The sequence below is a fragment of the Aquirufa aurantiipilula genome, from assembly GCF_019923745.1.
Classification (GTDB): domain Bacteria; phylum Bacteroidota; class Bacteroidia; order Cytophagales; family Spirosomataceae; genus Aquirufa; species Aquirufa aurantiipilula.
In genome coordinates this window covers 55,973-74,981 of sequence record NZ_JAANOG010000012.1, presented here as the reverse complement: position 1 = coordinate 74,981, position 19,009 = coordinate 55,973, and the positions used below count along the sequence as shown (strand labels likewise).

Sequence of the window (19,009 nt, the reverse complement as noted above, 5' to 3'; positions counted from 1 at the left end):
AATTATTCAAATGCTTTATTAACCAAGGCAGCCTGCTCTTCAGCATGAACCTTTAAGAATCCTGTTGCAGGAGATGCACTTTTCTTACGTGCAACCAATCCTTTGAATTTAGACCAACCAAATTCACGAATGATGTATGACCAATACCCCATATTTTCTGGTTCTTCTTGGACAAAATATACATCTGCATTTTTGTATTGAGCTAATTCCTTTTCAATTTGAGCTGTAGGTAGTGGATGTAATTGCTCGATACGAATGATTGCTACATCTTTACGAGCGTCTTTTTCTTGCTTTTCTAACAAGTCAAAATACACTTTACCGCTACACAATAACACTTTTTTAACTTTCGCTTTTTCGGCGTAAGTATCTCCAATAACCTCCTGAAATTTACCTTTTGTAAATGCTTCAATCGGAGAAACCACTTTTGGATGACGGAAAATAGATTTTGGCGACATCACTACCAATGGCTTACGGAATTCCCAAGTCAATTGGCGGCGCAATGCATGGAAAATATTAGCAGGAGTAGTTAAATTAGCTACTACCATGTTATTTTCCGAAGCTAACTGCAAGAAACGCTCTGGACGTGCATTCGAGTGCTCTGGACCTTGACCTTCATATCCATGAGGCAAAAGCATAACTAATCCATTTTGTGTACCCCATTTTGATTCATGAGAACTAACAAATTGATCAATCATGGTTTGAGCTCCATTGGCAAAATCACCAAACTGCGCTTCCCAAATAACTAATGCATCTGGATTAGCTAAGGCATATCCAAACTCAAAACCCAATACACCATATTCAGAAAGTAAGGAGTTGAAGATTTGCATCTTCTCTTGACCATCTTTGATATGATCTAGATTACAATAATTATTGTTAGTATTGGCATCATGCAATACTGCATGACGGTGAGAGAATGTACCTCTTTGAACATCTTGGCCCGACAAGCGTACTGTTTTACCTTCTGCCAAAATAGAACCATATGCCAATAACTCAGCAGTGGCCCAATTTAATTCTCCTTTTTCAAAATAACCTTTACGGTCTGAAATAACTTTCTCTATTTGCTTCAATGCCACAAAACCTGCAGGCAATGAAGTGATGGCTTTAGCAACCAAGTCAATAGTCGCCTTTTTTATAGCTGTATTCGGTGAAGCCGCAAAATCCTCCGCTTTAGAAAAACGCAAAGTAGACCACTTGTTATCCAATTTCAATGGCACATAAGGAGGTTTCACTTTTTGTTTCACCATATCCAAACGAGCCTGTAATTCCGCTTTAAATTCAGAATCCATTTGACTAGCCAATTTGGCATCAATATCTCCACGTTTAATTAACGTTTGCGTGTAAATTTCTCTGGGATTAGGGTGGTTAGTAATGTTAGCATATAAAGTAGGCTGAGTAAAACGTGGCTCATCCGACTCGTTATGACCATTTCTACGGTAACAAACCATATCAACAAATACATCACGACCAAACTCCTGACGGAATTCAGCAGCCATGCGAGATACAAATACAACCGCTTCTGGATCATCTCCATTCACGTGAAATACGGGAGCATCAATGATTTTAGCAACATCTGTACAATAAATAGCTGAACGTGCATCTTCAAAGTCGGTAGTAAAACCAACCTGATTATTGATCACAAAGTGAATGGTTCCTCCAGTAGAATAACCCTTCAATTTAGCCATTTGGGTTACTTCATATACAATTCCTTGACCTGCTAATGCAGCATCTCCGTGAATTAATATGGGTAGTACTTTAGAATAATCTCCGTCGTAATGTGCATCTGCACTGGCACGACAAAAACCTTCTACTAATGGATTTACAGCCTCAAGATGAGAAGGATTAGGCGCTAATTTCAATGAAATCTCATTTCCATTAGGACTTGTATGCTGGCTAGAATAACCTAAGTGATATTTTACGTCGCCATCCCCATGAATTTGATCAGGTACATTTCCCTCAAAACCATCGAAAATGGCTTCATAAGATTTGTGCATGATGTTAGCAAGTACATTCAAACGACCCCGGTGAGCCATCCCTATCATCGCTTGCTTCACACCAAAATCAGCAGCCTTGTTGATGATGGCATCCAAACCTGCAATGGTACTTTCTCCTCCCTCTAAACCAAAACGCTTTTGACCTAAATATTTTGTACCTAAGAAATTCTCAAATACAACTGCTTCATTGAGCTTTTGTAAAATCTGCTTTTTCTCTTCAATGGAAGGCGTAAAAGATAATGCCTCCTTTTCTATTTTATTTCTTAACCATTCTTTTACGCGAACCTCACGAATGTATGAATACTCAAATCCAATGGATCCGGCGTAAACTTTTTCTAATACTTCACAAATTTTACGCAAGGTCGCTGGCCCTATTCCTAAGAAACTTCCCGCTTGGAAAACCGTATCTAAATCTGCCTCAGTTAAGGAATAATCCTTGATTTCTAAACGAGGTTGACGATCCTTACGATCACGTACAGGATTGGTTTTGGAAAGTAAGTGACCTCTTGAACGGAATGCCTTAATCAAACTGATTACCGACATTTCTTTCTGAACATGTGAAGGTTCTAAGGCAGCACCTGAAGGCGAAGCGCCTTCTCCTTGCCAAGTTTGAGCAAACTCAAATCCCTTGAAAAAATCTCTCCAAGAACTGTCTACTGAATTGGGGTCAACTCGATATGCATCAAACAAGTCAGAAATAACTTGGGTATCAGCATTGGCAACGTAGGAAAATGAATCCATAATGTAAAATCTGGCCTAAATCCAGAAAAGTTTCAAACGTTATTGATTGGTTAATTTTATTTAATCTTGTCTAAAAAAATCTTCGCAATTTACGAAGGGGATTATAATTATCCCCAAAAAAATTGGGGTTTTTTCCCGTTTGGAGCACAAATTTCCAAGGATTTCCGACTGTTTAGTCTAACCCAAAAAAAATCTTTAAAATTTATCATTATATCTACAGATAATCAAATTATTTAGCCACATGCTTAAGGTCTGAAATTGGCAATTTTTCCATTACCTAAATCAATTTCATACCGCATAAAAATCTGATGAAAAGCTGATACCGCAGTTTGGGTGCTGCTTGTACCGGTATTCGTAGTACCTGGACTTAGATACACAGAGTTTTTACCCAAAAAATCATAGGCATAACCTACCCGAAAATTACGACCAAAAGGAACCTCAATGCTGCCCAAAAGTGCCTCATTAGAGAATTCTGAGCCTGTATTTTGCCACCAAATACCCAATCCAAATTTTTCTTGCCACCAGAAAACAGCATTCAAATCAAAGCGAGTTTCCGAATATTGTTGGCGCATCAAGGCTCCCAACTTCAATAAATTCCCTTGACCAGGAGAAAGATGATAACCTATTTTAGCATAGATAGGATTGGGATTCGTCCATTCCAAACTACGTAAACTTTGAGTCGGCCGACTTATCCCCAATTCTAATTTCTCATATTGATAGGCAATTCCAAAGCCAATACTTCCTCCAAACTCAGAAGTTCCATTTCGACCTAGCACGGGATACTGATTCAAACCAAGATTTAATCCCAACTGAAGCCCCTGCCCTTTTCCGATAACAAATCGTTTAGCTACTAATCCAGCTAAACCCAAATTGGCTGCAATTCCTCCACCCAATGGACCATAGGATTGATCTGTGTTATAGGCCAAAAAACCAATGCCCCATTGCTCTTGCCGGATTGGCATATCAAAACTAAAATACTGTTGGGAGGAAACTGTAGCACCACCCTGCTGAAACAAAGGCTTTCTTCTGAATATACCCGTCACTGAGGCCACTCCTTTACTTCCCGCCTCGGCTGGATTGATAGACAAGGGAATGAAAGGATATACCATGCGTAATGATTCTTGTTGGGCAAAAAGTGACCAGGTACAAAAACTCAATACTCCAAGTAAAATGCTGCGTGTGAGAATCATTTATAGGCTAAAAAATGAGAATAAAACCAAAGACACAAAAACAATCAATACTAAAGTCAATTGCGCAATGAATGATGTCAAAAATAATCCAACAGACTTAACTGCTTTTAATTGGTAAAAGTTTTTAAAACTTCGATAATAAAAATAAAACCAAGCAAGCATCAAGATATTTTTAATAACATCAATGAATTCCCAGGATAAGGTCAACTGCGCAATATTTAATACATTCCTAATAAATAATGTAATGAATAAACTAGTTGCTATATGCAAAACGAATATCCCATGGTGCATGAAGTAATAATACTTTCTCCGAATGAATACTAGCTGTAAAATCAATGCTAAAAGGGGTATTGTCAAAAACAACACTTGAGACATTTTATGGGTAACTCCATCATATAATGCCAGGTAAAATTCTTTGCTTTCAGGATACTTTTTCTGAAGCTCAAAAAAATGAAAAATGATATTTTGAAACAAAGGGGAATCTCGCTCGGATTCAGGTTTAGCTAATTGATTTATTTTATAGGCTTGAATCTCACTAGAATTCAAAAAAGCATCTCGTTTATCTAACTTCACTTGAAATGAAGCAACTTCTATTGCCTTTGAATTTTTATTCAGTTTGGACTGCAAAGGTTGAAATACATAAAACAAAGTCAAAAAGAAAAAGGCAGAAGTAAATAAGTAGAAGCGTATAGGGTGCAGGAAACTATTCCTTTTCCCATCCAAATAAGCCTGGGTTAATTTTCCTGGAGCAAAAAATAATGACTTACAAGTTCTAAATAATGCACCATCAAAATGAGTGATATCTTCCACAAAATGAATCACTAATGACCAAAAAGATTCATAGGGTTCACGATTTTCTTGGCCACAATGAGAACAGTAACGTTCCGTCACTTGATGACCGCAATTGAGACAATCTGTTTCACTTCGTAAGTTAATTTTCGACATAATTCCTGACAATATGACACCTCAACTGAATTTGGACTTGAAATTGTTATTTCTGCATCAAATTAAAGATTTTTAATCACTCCTCATGAACAATATGAAAGAATCAGGTAATATCTCCATTCACACCGAGAACATTTTTCCGATCATTAAGAAATTCCTTTATTCGGATCACGAAATTTTCCTTCGTGAATTAGTCTCCAATGCGGTAGATGCTAGTCAGAAAATCAAAAGATTAAGTTCCATCGGAGAATTCAATGGCGAATTAGGAGAATTGAAAGTCAAAGTAAGTTTTGACAAAGAAGCTAAAACCATTACCATTTCAGACAATGGTATTGGTATGACAGCTGAAGAAATTAAAAAATACATCAATCAAATTGCCTTTTCGGGAGCCACAGAATTTGTAGAGAAATACAAAGATAAAGGAGATGACAAGGGTATTATAGGACATTTTGGATTAGGATTCTATTCGGCATTTATGGTTGCCTCAGAAGTAGAAATCATCTCCAAATCATTCCAAGAGGGTTCAGAAGCTGCTCAGTGGATTTGTGATGGTTCGACGGAATACACCATCAATTCTGCTGAAAAAGCGGAAAGAGGAACCGATATCATTTTACATATTGCTGAAGATTCAGAAGAATTTTTAGAAGAGTTTCGTTTAAAATCCATTTTGGAAAAATATGGTAAATTCCTACCAATCCCTATTGAATTCCAAGAGAAAATCATCAACAATCCTTCTCCACTTTGGACTAAATCTCCTTCGGAATTAACTGATGAGGATTATTTGAAATTTTACGAGGAATTGTATCCATTCCAAGAGAAACCATTGTTTTGGATTCACTTGAATGTAGATTATCCATTCAATTTGACTGGAATATTGTATTTCCCAAAAGTGAAAAACGAGTTCCAATTACAACGTGAAAAAATCCAGTTGTACAGTCGACAGGTATTTATTACTGATGAAGTTAAAGACATTGTACCTGAGTTTTTAATGCTATTGCACGGAGTTATTGATTCTCCAGATATCCCTTTAAATGTTTCGCGCAGTTTCTTACAAGCAGATTCCAATGTCAAGAAAATCAATAGTTACATTACCAAAAAGGTAGCGGATAAATTACAAGAATTATTTAAATCAGACAGACCAGGTTTCGAGGAGAAATTTGCCAACATCGGCTTATTCATTAAGTATGGCATGATTTCCGATGAAAAATTCTTCGAAAAAGCGAAAGATTTTTGTTTGGTAGAAACTACTGCCAACAAGCTCTTTACCTTGGACGAATATGCTGAAGAAGTTCAAGCCTTGCAAACGGATAAAGATGGACAAAAAGTGTATTTATACACGACAGATGTACAGCAACAAGATGCCTTTATTCAGTCCGCCATTCAAAAAGGTTATTCCGTATTAAAAATGGATTCCATGATTGATGCTCACTTTATCAACCAAATGGAATCTAAAATTGAAAAAACACAGTGGAAACGTGTAGATGCTGATTCCATTGATAAATTGATTGATACTGGCATACAATTAGAGGCTATTTTGACAGATGATCAAAAGAATGCCGTGAAATCAATCTTTGAAGAAACTCTAAATGATAAGCAAAAGCAAGTGAGTGTAGAAGCCATGTCTCCGGATGAATTACCTGCAATCGTGACTCAGAACGAATTCATGCGACGTATGAGTGATATGTCGAAAACAGGTGGTGGAGGAATGGGAATGTTTGGCAATATGCCAATGACCTACCAAATTACTATCAATGCCAATCACCCATTGATCAATAAATTAATTGATTTACCTTCTGAAGAGGAAAAGAAAAATTTAGCTAAGCAAATTGCTGATTTGGCTTTATTATCTCAGAACCTTCTTACTGGAGCAGATTTAACAGCATTTATTAAGAGAACCGTAAGTGGATTTTAATGATGCTTTGAACAACGTCGGCAAGGTTTGGAACCTTGACGACGTTGTTTTAAACGAACGAATTTCAAATTGAATTTATTGCTTTCTGACAATCAACTTCTTGGTAACGATTGATCGACCATCAATCATTAGTTGATACATATACATTCCACTATTGATATCACGCAAAGAAATACGTGCATTGCGCTGATCTTTATCTAAAATCAACTCCTTGATTTCTTGACCTAAAATATTGTATACCACAATTTTCACCTCCTGGTTGGATGTGGCCATTTGGAAATCAATATCGGCATAATCACTTGCCGGATTGGGGTATAAATTAGAAACTACTAGGCGGTCCGACTGAAACAAATAATTGTCATTGGCTCCAGTCTCTTCAGAAACTTTACGGTCCATACTAATCGGTTCTGTTGATTTCGTTGTGCTAGCTTGTGCATAAGTATTCTTCAAAAACTGACTGATGTAGGTATTCTCGTGAATATTTAAATTAGTTTGTAACTGAGGATTAATTTTAAAACTTCTCTTAGCCAATAAAATGGGTAATCGAACTGGGTTTGGTTTCGCTTTCATTTCTAAACGCGAGCGAGATTTGCTTTCACCTTGCGCATTGACATTCCATGAACTCTCAATTAAGAGTAAAACGAGCACACAAGAAATCAATATAGGTAAAAATCGGTTCATCTATCCAAAGAATGGTGAAACAAAAGTAAGACAGATATTGTGTTAGAAAAATGCAAATAGGTCAAATGGTACAATTTGAATGACCAAAGGCCCAATTTTAAGGATTTTTAACAATTGGAATGGATATTTCCGGTGCATTAACCGTCTCCATTAACTTTTTGTAAGTAACCTTTTCATTGATTCGCCAACGATAGCCATCTAAAACTTGTAAATCTTCGTTCCATTCTTTGGGAGGAACAAATCTCGCTTCAGGTTTGGTGATAAACGTAATTCTCTTGACTTTATTTTCTTCAAAAAAAAGATTCATCCGACTGCACTCTACACGATTTAATCCAGTGGTCACTTTTTTATCGTCCATTACATAATAGATACTTTCTCCATTTCCCTCTACATTCACTCGCCTGAGTTTCGAATCATCATTAAAGAATACCCAAACCTTTCGACCTTTTATCTGATTAAAATGAGAAGCCGAATCAGCTGAAATCACAAAAGAGTGACCCCTTAGACGCATTTCTTTTAACTTTTGTTTGACCATGAATAAAGAAATTGAATCAGCCGTCGACTGAGAATCATTGGTCCAAATAATGGGTTTTTGATAAAAATGTATGACAGAATCGCGCATATCATATCCCAAAGAGTCGCATCGGGCGGATAAGTCCGACTTATATATCTGCACATGCTTGTAGGCATATAATTTACGTACGGAATCTTTCTTATTATCAAATGAAACCAAAGTATCAGCGGTCAGATACAAGGTATCTTTTTCCATGATATTACGCATCAATGCATGACCATATACTCGGGTAATCCCAGTTTTACCGTTATAGCGACCATTTTTCCCTGTCAATACCACTTTATCTTTTTGACTTAAAAACTCAACATTTCCTTTAGCCACCCCAATCTTGGTAGGACTATCATAAAATAAGGAATCTGCGGTTAAGGTATAATCTTCCATTTTGGCAGTTGACCTACCAGTAAAATTGGAGACTTTGGTTTGGGTATTATAAAATCCAGATTTAGTATAAACGGTATCTTTATTATTGATAATTTCTGTCGGACAAATGAAAAAGGCTTCTTTGGTGGCTGTATTATATCGCAAAGAATCTGCCTTAAGTGCGCCTCCTTCTTTATCAACCACTCGGACTTTTTCTTTAAACAAAAAGTTTTTTGTGACTGTATTATAAAAGCCTTGCTTACTTGTCAAGGTGGTTTTCTTATCCAAAATCTTGGCTCCAGTATGATATACAGCCATTTTGGTATTCATATCATAATCCAACTTATTGGTATTCAAAACAATGGTATGATCATCTAATTTTACCCTTCCCAACATATAAGCTTGGCGGAGATCTCCATTGTACAAAGCAGAATCTCCCGTGATGGTCACAGTATCTGCTTGAATAATCTTTACACGACCGTAAGCTTCTACATTGTTAGTTGTGCTATTAAGAATAGCTTGATCACAAGTTAGGGTCGTTGTACCTTGTCGAAGAACTACTTTCCCAATCAATTTCTTAATTATGGAGGATTCTACTTGAATACCGTTAAGGCTATCCGCGTAAACCACTTGAACTTGGCTTTGGCAATATGCCAAGACAGGAAAAAGCAATAGAATAAACAGGAAAATGGGCGATTTATAACGCATCTTGAAAGCGAATCGTTAATTTCGTGGCTTTATCACGCAATTTACCATTTTTATGCTGGAAGATTTCATCCAATTTGTCCGAAAAGAGAATTTATTCCAGGCGGATCAAAAAATTTTACTGGCTGTCAGTGGCGGAATTGACTCGGTCATCATGTCTAAATTGTTTTCGCTTGCCAAATTCAATTTCGGGATAGCACATGTAAACTTCAGTTTACGTGGAGAAGAATCTCTGGCAGATGAGGTGTTTGTCAAAAAAATGGCCAAGACTTTAAAAGTACCCTATCATAGCATTTGCTTTGATACTAAAGCTTTCGCGGAGAAAGAAAAACTATCTTCTCAAATGGCTGCCAGAATATTGCGTTATGATTGGTTTGAGGAGATTCGACAAAAGGAAGGTTATGATTTTATTGCCACGGCGCACCACCAGATGGATAGTGCAGAAACGGTCTTAATGAATTTGAGTCGCGGGTCTGGGCTAGCAGGATTTCATGGCATTCCCGTTAAAAATGGGCATATCATTCGCCCTATGGCATTTGCCAATCAAGAGCAAATATTTGATTTTGTGGTTAGTCATAAATTGGCTTGGAGAGAAGATTCGTCTAATGCATCCACGAAATACCAAAGAAATTTTATTCGACATGAAATAATTCCGAAGTTCATTGAATTAAATCCTCAATTTGAGCAGAGCGTAGCACAAAGTAGTGCCAATATAGCCTCGATAGAGAAATGGCTGCAAGCAGAATTTGAAATTTGGAAACAGGAACGCTGCCATGTGGATGTGCAAGGAAACATATTTGTACAATTAAGTGACCCAAGTTTAGCTGAAAAAGAAACGGTTATGCGCCAACAACTTTTATTGGCCTATCGATTTACAGCGGATGCTATGGGACATATTTTAGATGCTGGAGATCAACAAGTTGGTAAAATATTTGAATCTCCTAGTCATATCTTGAATATAGATCGACAACAATGGGTGCTTAGTCCGAAAGATCAATCAGAATTTAAACCTATCCTAGTAGATGAAGAAGCGGATGATGTGGATTTAGGAAATCAAATTTTACACATTGATTTTGGAGAAAATGAAAAAGGATTTACTCCTCCGACAGGGTCAAACGTAGCTTGTTTGGATGCAGAGACTTTGCATTTTCCATTAGAAATTAGAAAATATCAGGAAGGTGATTGGTTTTGTCCACTTGGAATGAATCAAAAGAAACTGATTTCTGATTTTCTGACGGACAAAAAAGTGCCTTTGAATTTAAAGAAAAACGTGCAATTGGTCTTGAGTAAGGGTTCTGTGGTTTGGGTAATGGGCTATCGAATAGATAACCGGAATAAGGTAACGGATAAAACGGAGGGCCTGTGTATTTTAACTTTGGAAAATAAGCAGGTGGCTTCGGGGACCTCAGCCTGAAAATAAAGAAAAGGTACCTTCGAGAACCTCAGGCACCTGAAAATCGCAAAAATTAACTTAAAACTTAAGAAATTCACTTGAGAGGCAAGGTGTCTTCGAGAACATCAGGCACCTTGATAGGAATAAACTCCTTTGAAAGTGTCTCGCGCACCTTAGTATAAATAAACAACTTTGACATTGAAGTCATAATTAATTACAGAAAAACAAATCATTAGTGTTGGAGCAAATGTGGCTGAGGTTCTCGAAGTCACATTTATTTTTCAATCTGACTTTCCCTAGATAAGCCTTTTAAATTAATACTTTCATACAGCCAATTAGCATTAATCAACAGACGGTCAAGTTCTTGTTCAAAAAACAATTCCGTATACTTATTCCACTGATTCGGTGCTTTTTCTAGTTCTCTAAAACTATTGGCTAAGGTAGAAATGTACTCTTTTTTTTGAGGAGCATCATTAATGAATATGGGTGGATATAATTCATACATCAGCATCCAATTTTTGGCAATACGGGTAACTCTGCCATTACCATCAGCAAAAGGATGTATTCGAATTAACTCGTGATGAAAATATATGGCCCGTATGATAGGATTAGAAATGTGCTGTATTCTATAAAAAAGTTCAGCTACCAAACTTGGTACCATCAACGGTTCTGGACAAATATGTGCACCTATTTGTACCATGGTATGACGGTAGCGATTAGGATGAAGAGCATTTGTCTCAGGAGAGACTAACCGAAGCAATTGGAACAATTGAATTTCCTTACTTAAGTTTTGATGAAGCACGATTTCTGCAATAACAAAATCAAGTGAAACTTTTAAATTCTTCACATATTCTTCCGCTTCTTCTTCATTTTGGGCTTCCATTTGAGCATTTTTTATACTCAATTGTTCTTTTAAATCATTGACTCCCGAAACATAAATATCCAACAAATCATCGTCCAAATGATACCTACTATAAATAATTAAGCGATAAATAGACTTCACCACACTGTCTATTTCAGCTATTTTTCGCCAATTAATTTGAATATTTTGAATTGGGAGTAATTCCATTAATGTCTATTATTGAATCACAAAACACAGTTTACGTTTTAACAACTTAAACGTGTAAATGTTCTACATTAAATAAGCTATTTGATAATAAATACTGTAAGGATTCTATAATTTGTAAATGATGTGTATCCCGCTTAGATTTGTCAAATCTTCAAGATTTGACAAATCTCTACGACAAACCTTAACGTCAAACCTAAACGATAAACCTCACCGACAAACCACAACGTCAAACCTCAACAATAAATCTCAAGGACAAACCACAACGATAAATCTCAAGGATAAATCTCAACTACAAAACACAAGGGTAAGACTTAAAGAGATACTTCAACGATAAAACTTCAAAGATAAATCCTTACCTAATCAACTTCCTATAAGTCTCTGTCCGGATAGGGTCTAATAAACTCAGGTAGGCAAAGGCCTGCTGGCGTTCGCTAGGACTAGCTTCATCCATGATGGAGAAGATTTCATCGGCCTTGGCATCAAAGAAAATACGGATACTAGCAGCTCCCGGACGAATTTGATTGATTTGTCGAATTTGATTTAACAATTCCAAAATGCCTTTTCGGGTTTCATCTGGCTGAACTTTGTAGGTATCCAATAATAATCTGTGGTACGTGTAATTTACCTCTCGTATACCTTGTAGTTGTTGGTTCATTAAACTCTCGGAAATTGCTACCCGACTGCGTACATCACTCACAACACCCCAACCAGTACCGGAAGTTTGAGCCAAATTGGTTAAATTAAACAACTTCTGAGTAAATACATCGCCACCCATTTTCCCAAAAGAATCATATTGATAGGCACAAGCTAAATAAGCATAATAGGCCAACATCGCACTTAAATTCTCAATGTAGGAATTGTCATTGTATGTCAATGGCATACCCAATAAATACTTGAAATTAAAGTTCTTATCGATGATGTTCAACACAATCGTCTCATACGATGTTCCAAAGACTGGACGCAATACTTGTACACGAGCATTCGCTTCAAAGTCGCCCTGAGAGGTGGCTTTGGTCAATAATAAATTGATGTTTACTTTGATTTTTTCTTCAGGAGCAAAATTATCATTGGACCAACGTCTTCCATTCAAGAATTCTTGCATGGTCCTTTGTAATTCTGGGTAAATTTGATTGCTTCCGCGCTGCTGATCGAGCTGTAATTGCTCTGTATTGATGGTCACTGTTGCTTGTAACTCCTGGGCACGAAGTCCCCAGGAAGTTAGCAACAAGATTAAGCTCAGAAAAAAGGGAGTAGATTTCATGGTTAGAAATCAAACGAAATAAAATTATTTTTCGTCTGTACCTTCCTCACGGATACGAAAATCAACTTTATCAGCCATAAAGTCGTCGATAGCTAAAGCCGATGGCTTAGGCATACGCTCGTAATATTTGGAAATTTCAATTTGCTCGCGGTTCTCAAATATCTCCTCTAAATTATCTACAGAGGAAGCAAACTCAGAAAGTTTACCTGATAATTCTTCCTTCATCTTACTAGAGATTTGACGCGCTCTTTGCGAAATAATGGAAATTGATTCATACACATTTCCCGTCTTTTCGGCAATTTTATCAACATCACGGGTGATGATCGATGGGTTTGTTTGGATCTTAGACATCTCTATAAATTTAAGATTGCAAATTTAGACTAAATTTTTGGTAAAAACTATTGAGGACTGGTGGCCAATTTGGATGTTTTTGCCTTCTCTTTTTCCACGGCAGCCTTATACTCATCTTCCAATTTGGTGATTCGAGCTACCTCTTCTATACTTTTCGTGTACATCTTCTCAGCCAATTTTAAATAATTGCTGTTCGGATATTTATCCACTAGCTCCAAATAAAACTTCGAAGCATCTGTGTAACGTTCTTTTTGCTTCATCTCAATGGTGCTATTCGCTAACTCAAATTGAGATAAAACTTTCAAATAAGCCATTTCTTCATTGTAATCCGAATCAGGGAAATCTCGTTGAAAATTGGTGATTTCAATTACTGAAGACTTCAATGTAGCAATATTGAAAGGTGATGTTTTATAATACAAACGCGCTTTTTCGTAGGCTTTACGCTCTAATTTCTTACGCAACTCACGAATGATATTACTACACTCTTCTTTAAACTTTGTATCTGGATAATTATTTAAATAACTCTGAATTTCGTTGATGGCCGATAAGGTCCCAGTTTGGTCCAAATTGAAGTTGGGAGAATCCTTATACAAAGCAAATGCCGACATGTATATAGCTTCTTCCGCATACTCACTACGTGAAAATACTTCTGCAAATTTCTTGAAATGAGAATTGGCTAGCGTGTAGTTCCCTGTGTTGAAATCACAATAAGCCTGATAAAAAGTAGCTAATTCTTGTGTAGAATCACCCTTCAACAAAGGTAAAATTTCATCAAAAAGTATGCCCGCTTTGGCAAAATCCTTCTTTTTATAATAATCTACCGCAGCTTTGTATTTGGTAGGTACACTGGCACTCTTACGGAATTTCTCAAATTTTCCACAAGAACTTAAGCCAATTATGGCTACCGAAAGAATCAATACTAAATTTTTCAACTTCATAAGAGCGCAAAGATAATCATAATTGTGCGTACGTCCGAATTAAACTGCTTTACTAAATTGCAAATGATATAATTGAGCGTATAAACCGTCTTTTTTAATCAAATTATCGTGATTTCCTCGTTCTTTAATTTCCCCTTTGTCCATCACTAAAATCTGGTGAGCATGTCGTATTGTCGATAATCGATGAGCAATCACTACCGCAGTACGTCCTTTCATTAAAGTAGCTATAGCCTCCTGAATCATCAATTCTGTTTCTGTATCTACCGAAGATGTAGCCTCATCTAAAATAATAATCTTGGGGTCGTGCACCAAGGCCCGAACAAATGATATCAATTGTCGCTGACCAACACTCAAGGTTGCCCCTCTTTCCATCACTTGATACTGGTATCCACCTGGTAATGACATGATAAAATCATGCACTCCTACTGCTTTTGCCGCCTCCTCCATCTTATTTTGACTGATGGATTCATCTCCTAAATTGATATTATAAGCAATGGTTGAACTGAACAAAAATACGTCTTGCAATACCACGGCTATGTTTTTTCGTAAACTTCCGATTTCATACTCCGTCAATGCAATGCCATCAATCATTATTTGACCAGATTGACAATCATACATCCTACTTAATAATCCTATGATGGAAGATTTACCTGCCCCAGTCGCACCTACAATGGCCAAAGTTTTACCGGCCTCAACCTCGAAACTCACATTTCGAACCACCCATTCTGGTTCATTATAAGCAAATGTCACGTCTTTAAACTCCACATTTCCTTCCAATTTATCTGCCAAATGTGTGCCATTATTTTGGATATAATCCTTTGAATCCAAAAGTGTTAAAATCCTTTCTGTAGAGACAATTCCCATTTGTAAGGTATTGAATCTGTCGGCCAACATACGGATGGGTCTAAAAAACAAGTTAATAAACATGATGAAGGCCGTCAAAGTCCCCACGCTTTGTTGTTCTTTTAAAATATAAGTAGAAGCCATCCACACTACTAAACCGGTACCCACGGCTGCAATCACATCCGCCACAGGAAAATAAACAGAATAGGCCCAAATACTCTTGATATTGGCATCCCGATGTTCCTTGTTGATTTCTTGAAATTTGACTAATTCTCTTTTTTCCGCATGAAATAATTGCACAATCATCATTCCTGAAATATGTTCCTGTACAAAGGAATTTAAGTTTGCTACGGCTAAACGTACTTCATTGAAGGACTTTTTGATATGTTCTTTGAAAATGTAGGTCGACAAAACCATGAAGGGTACTGTGGCCAAAATGATCAAGGTCAAACGCCAATCGGTATAAAACATGACGCCAACAATCAAAAACAATTGCAATAAATCCCCTGCAATGGAAGCTAGACCTTCAGAAAAAACATCGTTCAAGGTTTCAATATCAGAAACAGTTCTGGTCACTAAGCGACCAATGGGTGTAGCATCGAAGAAAGCTAATCGAAGGTTGATGATTTTTTGATACAAGGTTACCCGAATGTCCCGAATCACCGTTTGACCTAAATAACCCGCTAAATAACTGGTAGAAAATTGTAAACCTGTTTGTAAAAACAATACAGCAAGCATAATGAAAAACATACGCAAGAGATCTTGAATATGAGTCACATCGACATAATGATCAAGCGTATAACGAATAAGTAGTGGGACTACAGGAGAAACACCTGCCATGCAAAGAATCAAAAATACTAGTAACCAAAAACGGAATTTATAGGGTTGGATAAACCCATATATTCTGCGAATGATGTGTAAGTCGACTATTTTACCGCTGGACGTCTCTTTCAAAGCTTAAACGGGATTGTTGGTTTCCGTGGGCATTGCTGAACAAGTTCCGCAACCTTTGGCACAACCCACTTGTTTGGAAAAAAACATCCGATAGACCATTCTCCCTAGGTAAACAAGAGCTCCTACAAATACGAGACCGATGACGATTTTTTCCATGAGCGGATTAGTTTTTCCAATGCATCTGCAAAGTTCCTAAAAATTCTTCAAATATAGCCCCTGCGCCAATAATTTGACCCGTAAAAATCACATCGGAACCACCTGAAAAGTTGGTCACCCTCCCTCCTGCTTCTTCAATGATGATTTTACCTGCTGCTACATCCCAAGGTTTCAAATTAGCTTCAAAAAAGCCTTCAAATCGACCGCAGGCAGTATAAGCTAGATCAATGGCGGCAGCGCCCATACGTCTCAAACCATGACTTTTTTGCATGAGTTCCTTCAAGAGGGTTAAATATTTATCTTGATAGGAAAAATCATGGTAAGGGAAACCCGTTGCTAATAAACTCTTTTCCAAAGTTGGCTGTGATGAAACCTGAATAGGCAAACCATTCAAATGTGCCCCTGCTCCTTTGACAGCGTAAAACAGTTCATCCCGATTAGGCTCATAAATCATACCTAATACTGGTTGCTTTTGATAAATCAAACCAACAGAAACCGCATAAATAGGCAATTGATGCAAGAAATTGGTCGTTCCATCCAAAGGATCAATTACCCAATAATAACCATCCCCAACTTCTGAGAAATCAGAAGCCGACTCTTCAGCTATGAATCCTGCTTCTGGAAAAATGTTTGACAAGCTTTCTTTCAATCTTGCCTCTGCTGTTTGATCTACAAAAGAGACTAAATCGTTTTTGCCTTTGTACTGAATATGTTCAATGGCTATCTGATTGACCATGGATTGTATCCATTGGCCTGTTTCACGAACCACAGGTAATGATTGCTCTAAAATTTTTGCTAAATCATCCATTATTTCTTTGCTGCAGGTTTAGCTGCTACTTTGGTAGGTAATGGTCCTAAGACCCAGTCTGCCAATAATTGTTGTGTTTCTTTTAAATAGACATCTTTGGCATGCTTATCTGCTGTAGATGATTTTTTATCTTTTTCACCTTCAGGAGTATCTGCTGCGGAACCTGCAATATTATCCATTACTGCTTGCGACTCATCAGGCTTTTTCTTTTGATCATCCAATTCTTTCTTCCGCTTATCGAATTGTAAAGAAATAGAATTCAATTCTTTGATTTTCTTCCAACGCTCAAAATCATCCTTCAATTTGATCAAATCAGGTTTCGTTTTCAAACGAGCCTGGAAGCTAGCCTGCATCTTATTGATTAATCCGGGATTTATGTTGGATGTAATTTGATAATTGGTCGGGGAAATCATATCCCAAGGCAATGCACTCGGTTGGGAACTCTCGCCAAACTCTTCTGCGGAAAATGCCGAAGGCAATGCAAAGTCAGGACTTACACCTTTATGTTGGGTGGAACTACCATTTATACGATAGAATTTCTCCAAGGTAATTTTCAATTGACCTACAGGCTCTTTCTCGTTATTCATGTAATTATCTAAATCCACCACCGACTGCACCGTACCTTTACCATAGGATTGTTCTCCTACAATAATTCCACGCTTATAGTCTTGAATAGCAGCGGCAAAAATTTCTGATGCCGAAGCAGAGAAACGGTTAATTAACACCGCCATAGGACCATCGTAGAATTGCTCTGGGTCTTTATCTACTTCTTGCGTAATCTTTCCATCGGATTGTTTTCTTTGCACCACCGGGCCTTTGGGTATGAATAAGCCTGTTAAATCGACAGCTTCAATCAATGAACCTCCACCATTATTACGTAAGTCAATGATCAAACCATCTACCCCTTCCGACTTAAACTCTGTTAAGAATTTCTTCACATCAGCCGAAGTAGATTTAAAATCAGACTCTCTTTTGCGAGCTCCTTCAAAATCCCGGTAGAACATTGGGATGGTGATTAAACCTAATTTGATTTTCTTATCCCCTTGGTTATAAGTCAAAATTTCTTTTTTAGCCGTTTGCTCTTCCAATTTAATTTTCTCACGTACCAGTCGCACTTCATTTCCTGGAGAACCTGCACCAGCTCCTGCTGGCAATAACTTCAAACGAACTACGGTGTTTTTCGGCCCACGAATTAGCTTGACTGCATCATCCGTAAACCAGCCAATTACATCCACAAAACTACCATCGTCACCTTGCGCTACTCCAATAATGCGGTCTTTAGGATTGATTTGCTTACTTCTGAATGCCGGACCACCTGGAATTAAATCTTGTATGGTCACATAATCTCCTTCCAAACGAAGCGTAGCACCAATTCCTTCAAAGCTTTGTGCCATGTCGGTATTGAAAGCCTGCGCTGTGCGAGGAATCATGTAAGAAGTATGTGGGTCAATACTTTCTGTGTAAGCATTCATGAATACTTGGAAAACATCTTCCGAGCGAGTACGCGCCATGTATTTTTCGGAGCGCTTGTAACGCTCTTTCAATTCACGTAAAGCAGTGGTATCTGCTTTTCCGGATATCCTCCAGTCCAACAATTGTCTTTTGACATCTTTACGCCAAAAATCATTTAGCTCTTCCTTTGAGGCAGCATATTTTGCTTTCTCGCGACCAGGCTGGTAATTCTCATCTACTGTAAAATCGGGTATCTTTTGCAAGATTTGATCAATGTAGGCATAGCGCTCCTTCATGCGTTGCTGATAGCGGTTGTAAATCGCAAATGCTGAAGTCAAATCTCCATCATTCAATTGATCATCTATGGTCAAGCGGTATTTCTCTAATTCTTCCATATCAGAAGCTAAAAAGAACACCTTATTAGGATCAAGCTCTTTTAAATAAGCATCATAGATTTTAGAAGATAATGAGTCGTTCACTGGAATCTTGCGGTAATGGTAGTTACTTAAGATGCCAAAAACCAATCGCTCCACCTTACGCTGGGTATCGGTAGGTTGTAAATCACCTTCCTGATACACCAAAGATTTGGTGGATGGGAAGCTAGTCTGGTTTTTGCCGTGCAAAAACAATACCACCAAAAGTGATAGAGGGATTAAAATAGGCAGTATCTTTTTCATATACCGAG

At 37.5% G+C, this 19,009-nt stretch carries 15 protein-coding genes; 2 read left to right on the top strand and 13 right to left on the bottom strand.

The genetic code is table 11. The annotated features are described in order from the left end of the window. Window positions 1–2 precede the first annotated feature (2 nt). The 3 genes from G9H60_RS11945 to G9H60_RS11935 all read right to left on the bottom strand — a co-directional run bounded on the left by G9H60_RS11945 (window position 3) and on the right by G9H60_RS11935 (window position 4,867). Window positions 3–2,732, bottom strand: coding sequence for a 2-oxoglutarate dehydrogenase E1 component (locus G9H60_RS11945; RefSeq protein ID WP_223144286.1), 2,730 nt, complete (start codon window positions 2,730–2,732; stop codon window positions 3–5). 245 nt (window positions 2,733–2,977) lie between these two features. Next, complete coding sequence (locus G9H60_RS11940; protein WP_223144285.1) at window positions 2,978–3,922, bottom strand: type IX secretion system membrane protein PorP/SprF; 945 nt, start codon at window positions 3,920–3,922, stop codon at window positions 2,978–2,980. Beyond that, window positions 3,923–4,867 (bottom strand): DUF3667 domain-containing protein, encoded by a 945-nt coding sequence (locus G9H60_RS11935; protein ID WP_223144284.1) that lies wholly within the window; start codon window positions 4,865–4,867, stop codon window positions 3,923–3,925. A gap of 94 nt (window positions 4,868–4,961) precedes the next feature. On the opposite strand from G9H60_RS11935, the gene htpG reads away from it, so the two are divergent. Next, a complete protein-coding gene (gene htpG, locus G9H60_RS11930) occupies window positions 4,962–6,779 on the top strand; it encodes a molecular chaperone HtpG (protein ID WP_223144299.1) in 1,818 nt (605 codons plus the stop codon). Window positions 6,780–6,854: 75 nt separating this feature from the next. On the opposite strand, the gene G9H60_RS11925 is transcribed toward htpG, so the two are convergent. Then, complete coding sequence (locus G9H60_RS11925) at window positions 6,855–7,460, bottom strand: T9SS type A sorting domain-containing protein (RefSeq protein ID WP_223144283.1); 606 nt, start codon at window positions 7,458–7,460, stop codon at window positions 6,855–6,857. 97 nt (window positions 7,461–7,557) lie between these two features. After that, window positions 7,558–9,102, bottom strand: a complete 1,545-nt coding sequence (locus G9H60_RS11920) for an OstA-like protein (protein ID WP_223144282.1) — start codon at window positions 9,100–9,102, stop codon at window positions 7,558–7,560. Between the two features lie 52 nt (window positions 9,103–9,154). Between G9H60_RS11920 and tilS the strand changes: the two genes are divergently transcribed. Further along, complete coding sequence (tilS, locus tag G9H60_RS11915; RefSeq protein WP_223144281.1) at window positions 9,155–10,513, top strand: tRNA lysidine(34) synthetase TilS; 1,359 nt, start codon at window positions 9,155–9,157, stop codon at window positions 10,511–10,513. Between the two features lie 253 nt (window positions 10,514–10,766). On the opposite strand, the gene G9H60_RS11910 is transcribed toward tilS, so the two are convergent. The 8 genes from G9H60_RS11910 to G9H60_RS11875 all read right to left on the bottom strand — a co-directional run bounded on the left by G9H60_RS11910 (window position 10,767) and on the right by G9H60_RS11875 (window position 19,001). Continuing rightward, window positions 10,767–11,561: a Fic family protein gene (locus G9H60_RS11910; RefSeq protein ID WP_223144280.1), complete on the bottom strand. Its 795-nt coding sequence runs from the start codon at window positions 11,559–11,561 to the stop codon at window positions 10,767–10,769. Between the two features lie 352 nt (window positions 11,562–11,913). Continuing rightward, window positions 11,914–12,822, bottom strand: a complete 909-nt coding sequence (porD, locus tag G9H60_RS11905) for a type IX secretion system protein PorD (protein ID WP_223144279.1) — start codon at window positions 12,820–12,822, stop codon at window positions 11,914–11,916. Window positions 12,823–12,846: 24 nt separating this feature from the next. Next, window positions 12,847–13,164, bottom strand: coding sequence for a DNA-directed RNA polymerase subunit omega (locus G9H60_RS11900; protein ID WP_109325079.1), 318 nt, complete (start codon window positions 13,162–13,164; stop codon window positions 12,847–12,849). A 56-nt stretch (window positions 13,165–13,220) separates the two neighbouring features. Next, the gene (locus tag G9H60_RS11895; RefSeq protein ID WP_223144278.1) at window positions 13,221–14,111 is read right to left on the bottom strand and encodes an outer membrane protein assembly factor BamD; all 891 of its coding nucleotides are present in this window, start codon (window positions 14,109–14,111) and stop codon (window positions 13,221–13,223) included. 39 nt (window positions 14,112–14,150) lie between these two features. After that, a complete protein-coding gene (locus G9H60_RS11890) occupies window positions 14,151–15,908 on the bottom strand; it encodes an ABC transporter ATP-binding protein (protein ID WP_223144277.1) in 1,758 nt (585 codons plus the stop codon). 3 nt (window positions 15,909–15,911) lie between these two features. Further along, window positions 15,912–16,064, bottom strand: a complete 153-nt coding sequence (locus tag G9H60_RS11885; protein WP_223144276.1) for a FeoB-associated Cys-rich membrane protein — start codon at window positions 16,062–16,064, stop codon at window positions 15,912–15,914. Window positions 16,065–16,071: 7 nt separating this feature from the next. Continuing rightward, complete coding sequence (locus tag G9H60_RS11880) at window positions 16,072–16,872, bottom strand: inositol monophosphatase family protein (RefSeq protein ID WP_223144275.1); 801 nt, start codon at window positions 16,870–16,872, stop codon at window positions 16,072–16,074. Further along, entirely contained in the window at window positions 16,872–19,001 is a 2,130-nt protein-coding gene (locus G9H60_RS11875; RefSeq protein WP_223144274.1) for a carboxy terminal-processing peptidase, read from the bottom strand. Before G9H60_RS11875 ends, G9H60_RS11880 begins: the two co-directional genes overlap by 1 nt. Window positions 19,002–19,009 lie beyond the last annotated feature (8 nt).

Bases quoted from the DNA above. Each gene is read 5' to 3' on its own strand.
- G9H60_RS11945 (WP_223144286.1), bottom strand. From the start codon at position 2,732: ATGGATTCATTTTCCTACGTTGCCAATGCTGATACCCAAGTTATTTCT.
- G9H60_RS11940 (WP_223144285.1), bottom strand. From the start codon at position 3,922: ATGATTCTCACACGCAGCATTTTACTTGGAGTATTGAGTTTTTGTACC.
- G9H60_RS11935 (WP_223144284.1), bottom strand. From the start codon at position 4,867: ATGTCGAAAATTAACTTACGAAGTGAAACAGATTGTCTCAATTGCGGT.
- htpG (WP_223144299.1), top strand. From the start codon at position 4,962: ATGAAAGAATCAGGTAATATCTCCATTCACACCGAGAACATTTTTCCG.
- G9H60_RS11925 (WP_223144283.1), bottom strand. From the start codon at position 7,460: ATGAACCGATTTTTACCTATATTGATTTCTTGTGTGCTCGTTTTACTC.
- G9H60_RS11920 (WP_223144282.1), bottom strand. From the start codon at position 9,102: ATGCGTTATAAATCGCCCATTTTCCTGTTTATTCTATTGCTTTTTCCT.
- tilS (WP_223144281.1), top strand. From the start codon at position 9,155: ATGCTGGAAGATTTCATCCAATTTGTCCGAAAAGAGAATTTATTCCAG.
- G9H60_RS11910 (WP_223144280.1), bottom strand. From the start codon at position 11,561: ATGGAATTACTCCCAATTCAAAATATTCAAATTAATTGGCGAAAAATA.
- porD (WP_223144279.1), bottom strand. From the start codon at position 12,822: ATGAAATCTACTCCCTTTTTTCTGAGCTTAATCTTGTTGCTAACTTCC.
- G9H60_RS11895 (WP_223144278.1), bottom strand. From the start codon at position 14,111: ATGAAGTTGAAAAATTTAGTATTGATTCTTTCGGTAGCCATAATTGGC.
- G9H60_RS11885 (WP_223144276.1), bottom strand. From the start codon at position 16,064: ATGGAAAAAATCGTCATCGGTCTCGTATTTGTAGGAGCTCTTGTTTAC.
- G9H60_RS11880 (WP_223144275.1), bottom strand. From the start codon at position 16,872: ATGGATGATTTAGCAAAAATTTTAGAGCAATCATTACCTGTGGTTCGT.
- G9H60_RS11875 (WP_223144274.1), bottom strand. From the start codon at position 19,001: ATGAAAAAGATACTGCCTATTTTAATCCCTCTATCACTTTTGGTGGTA.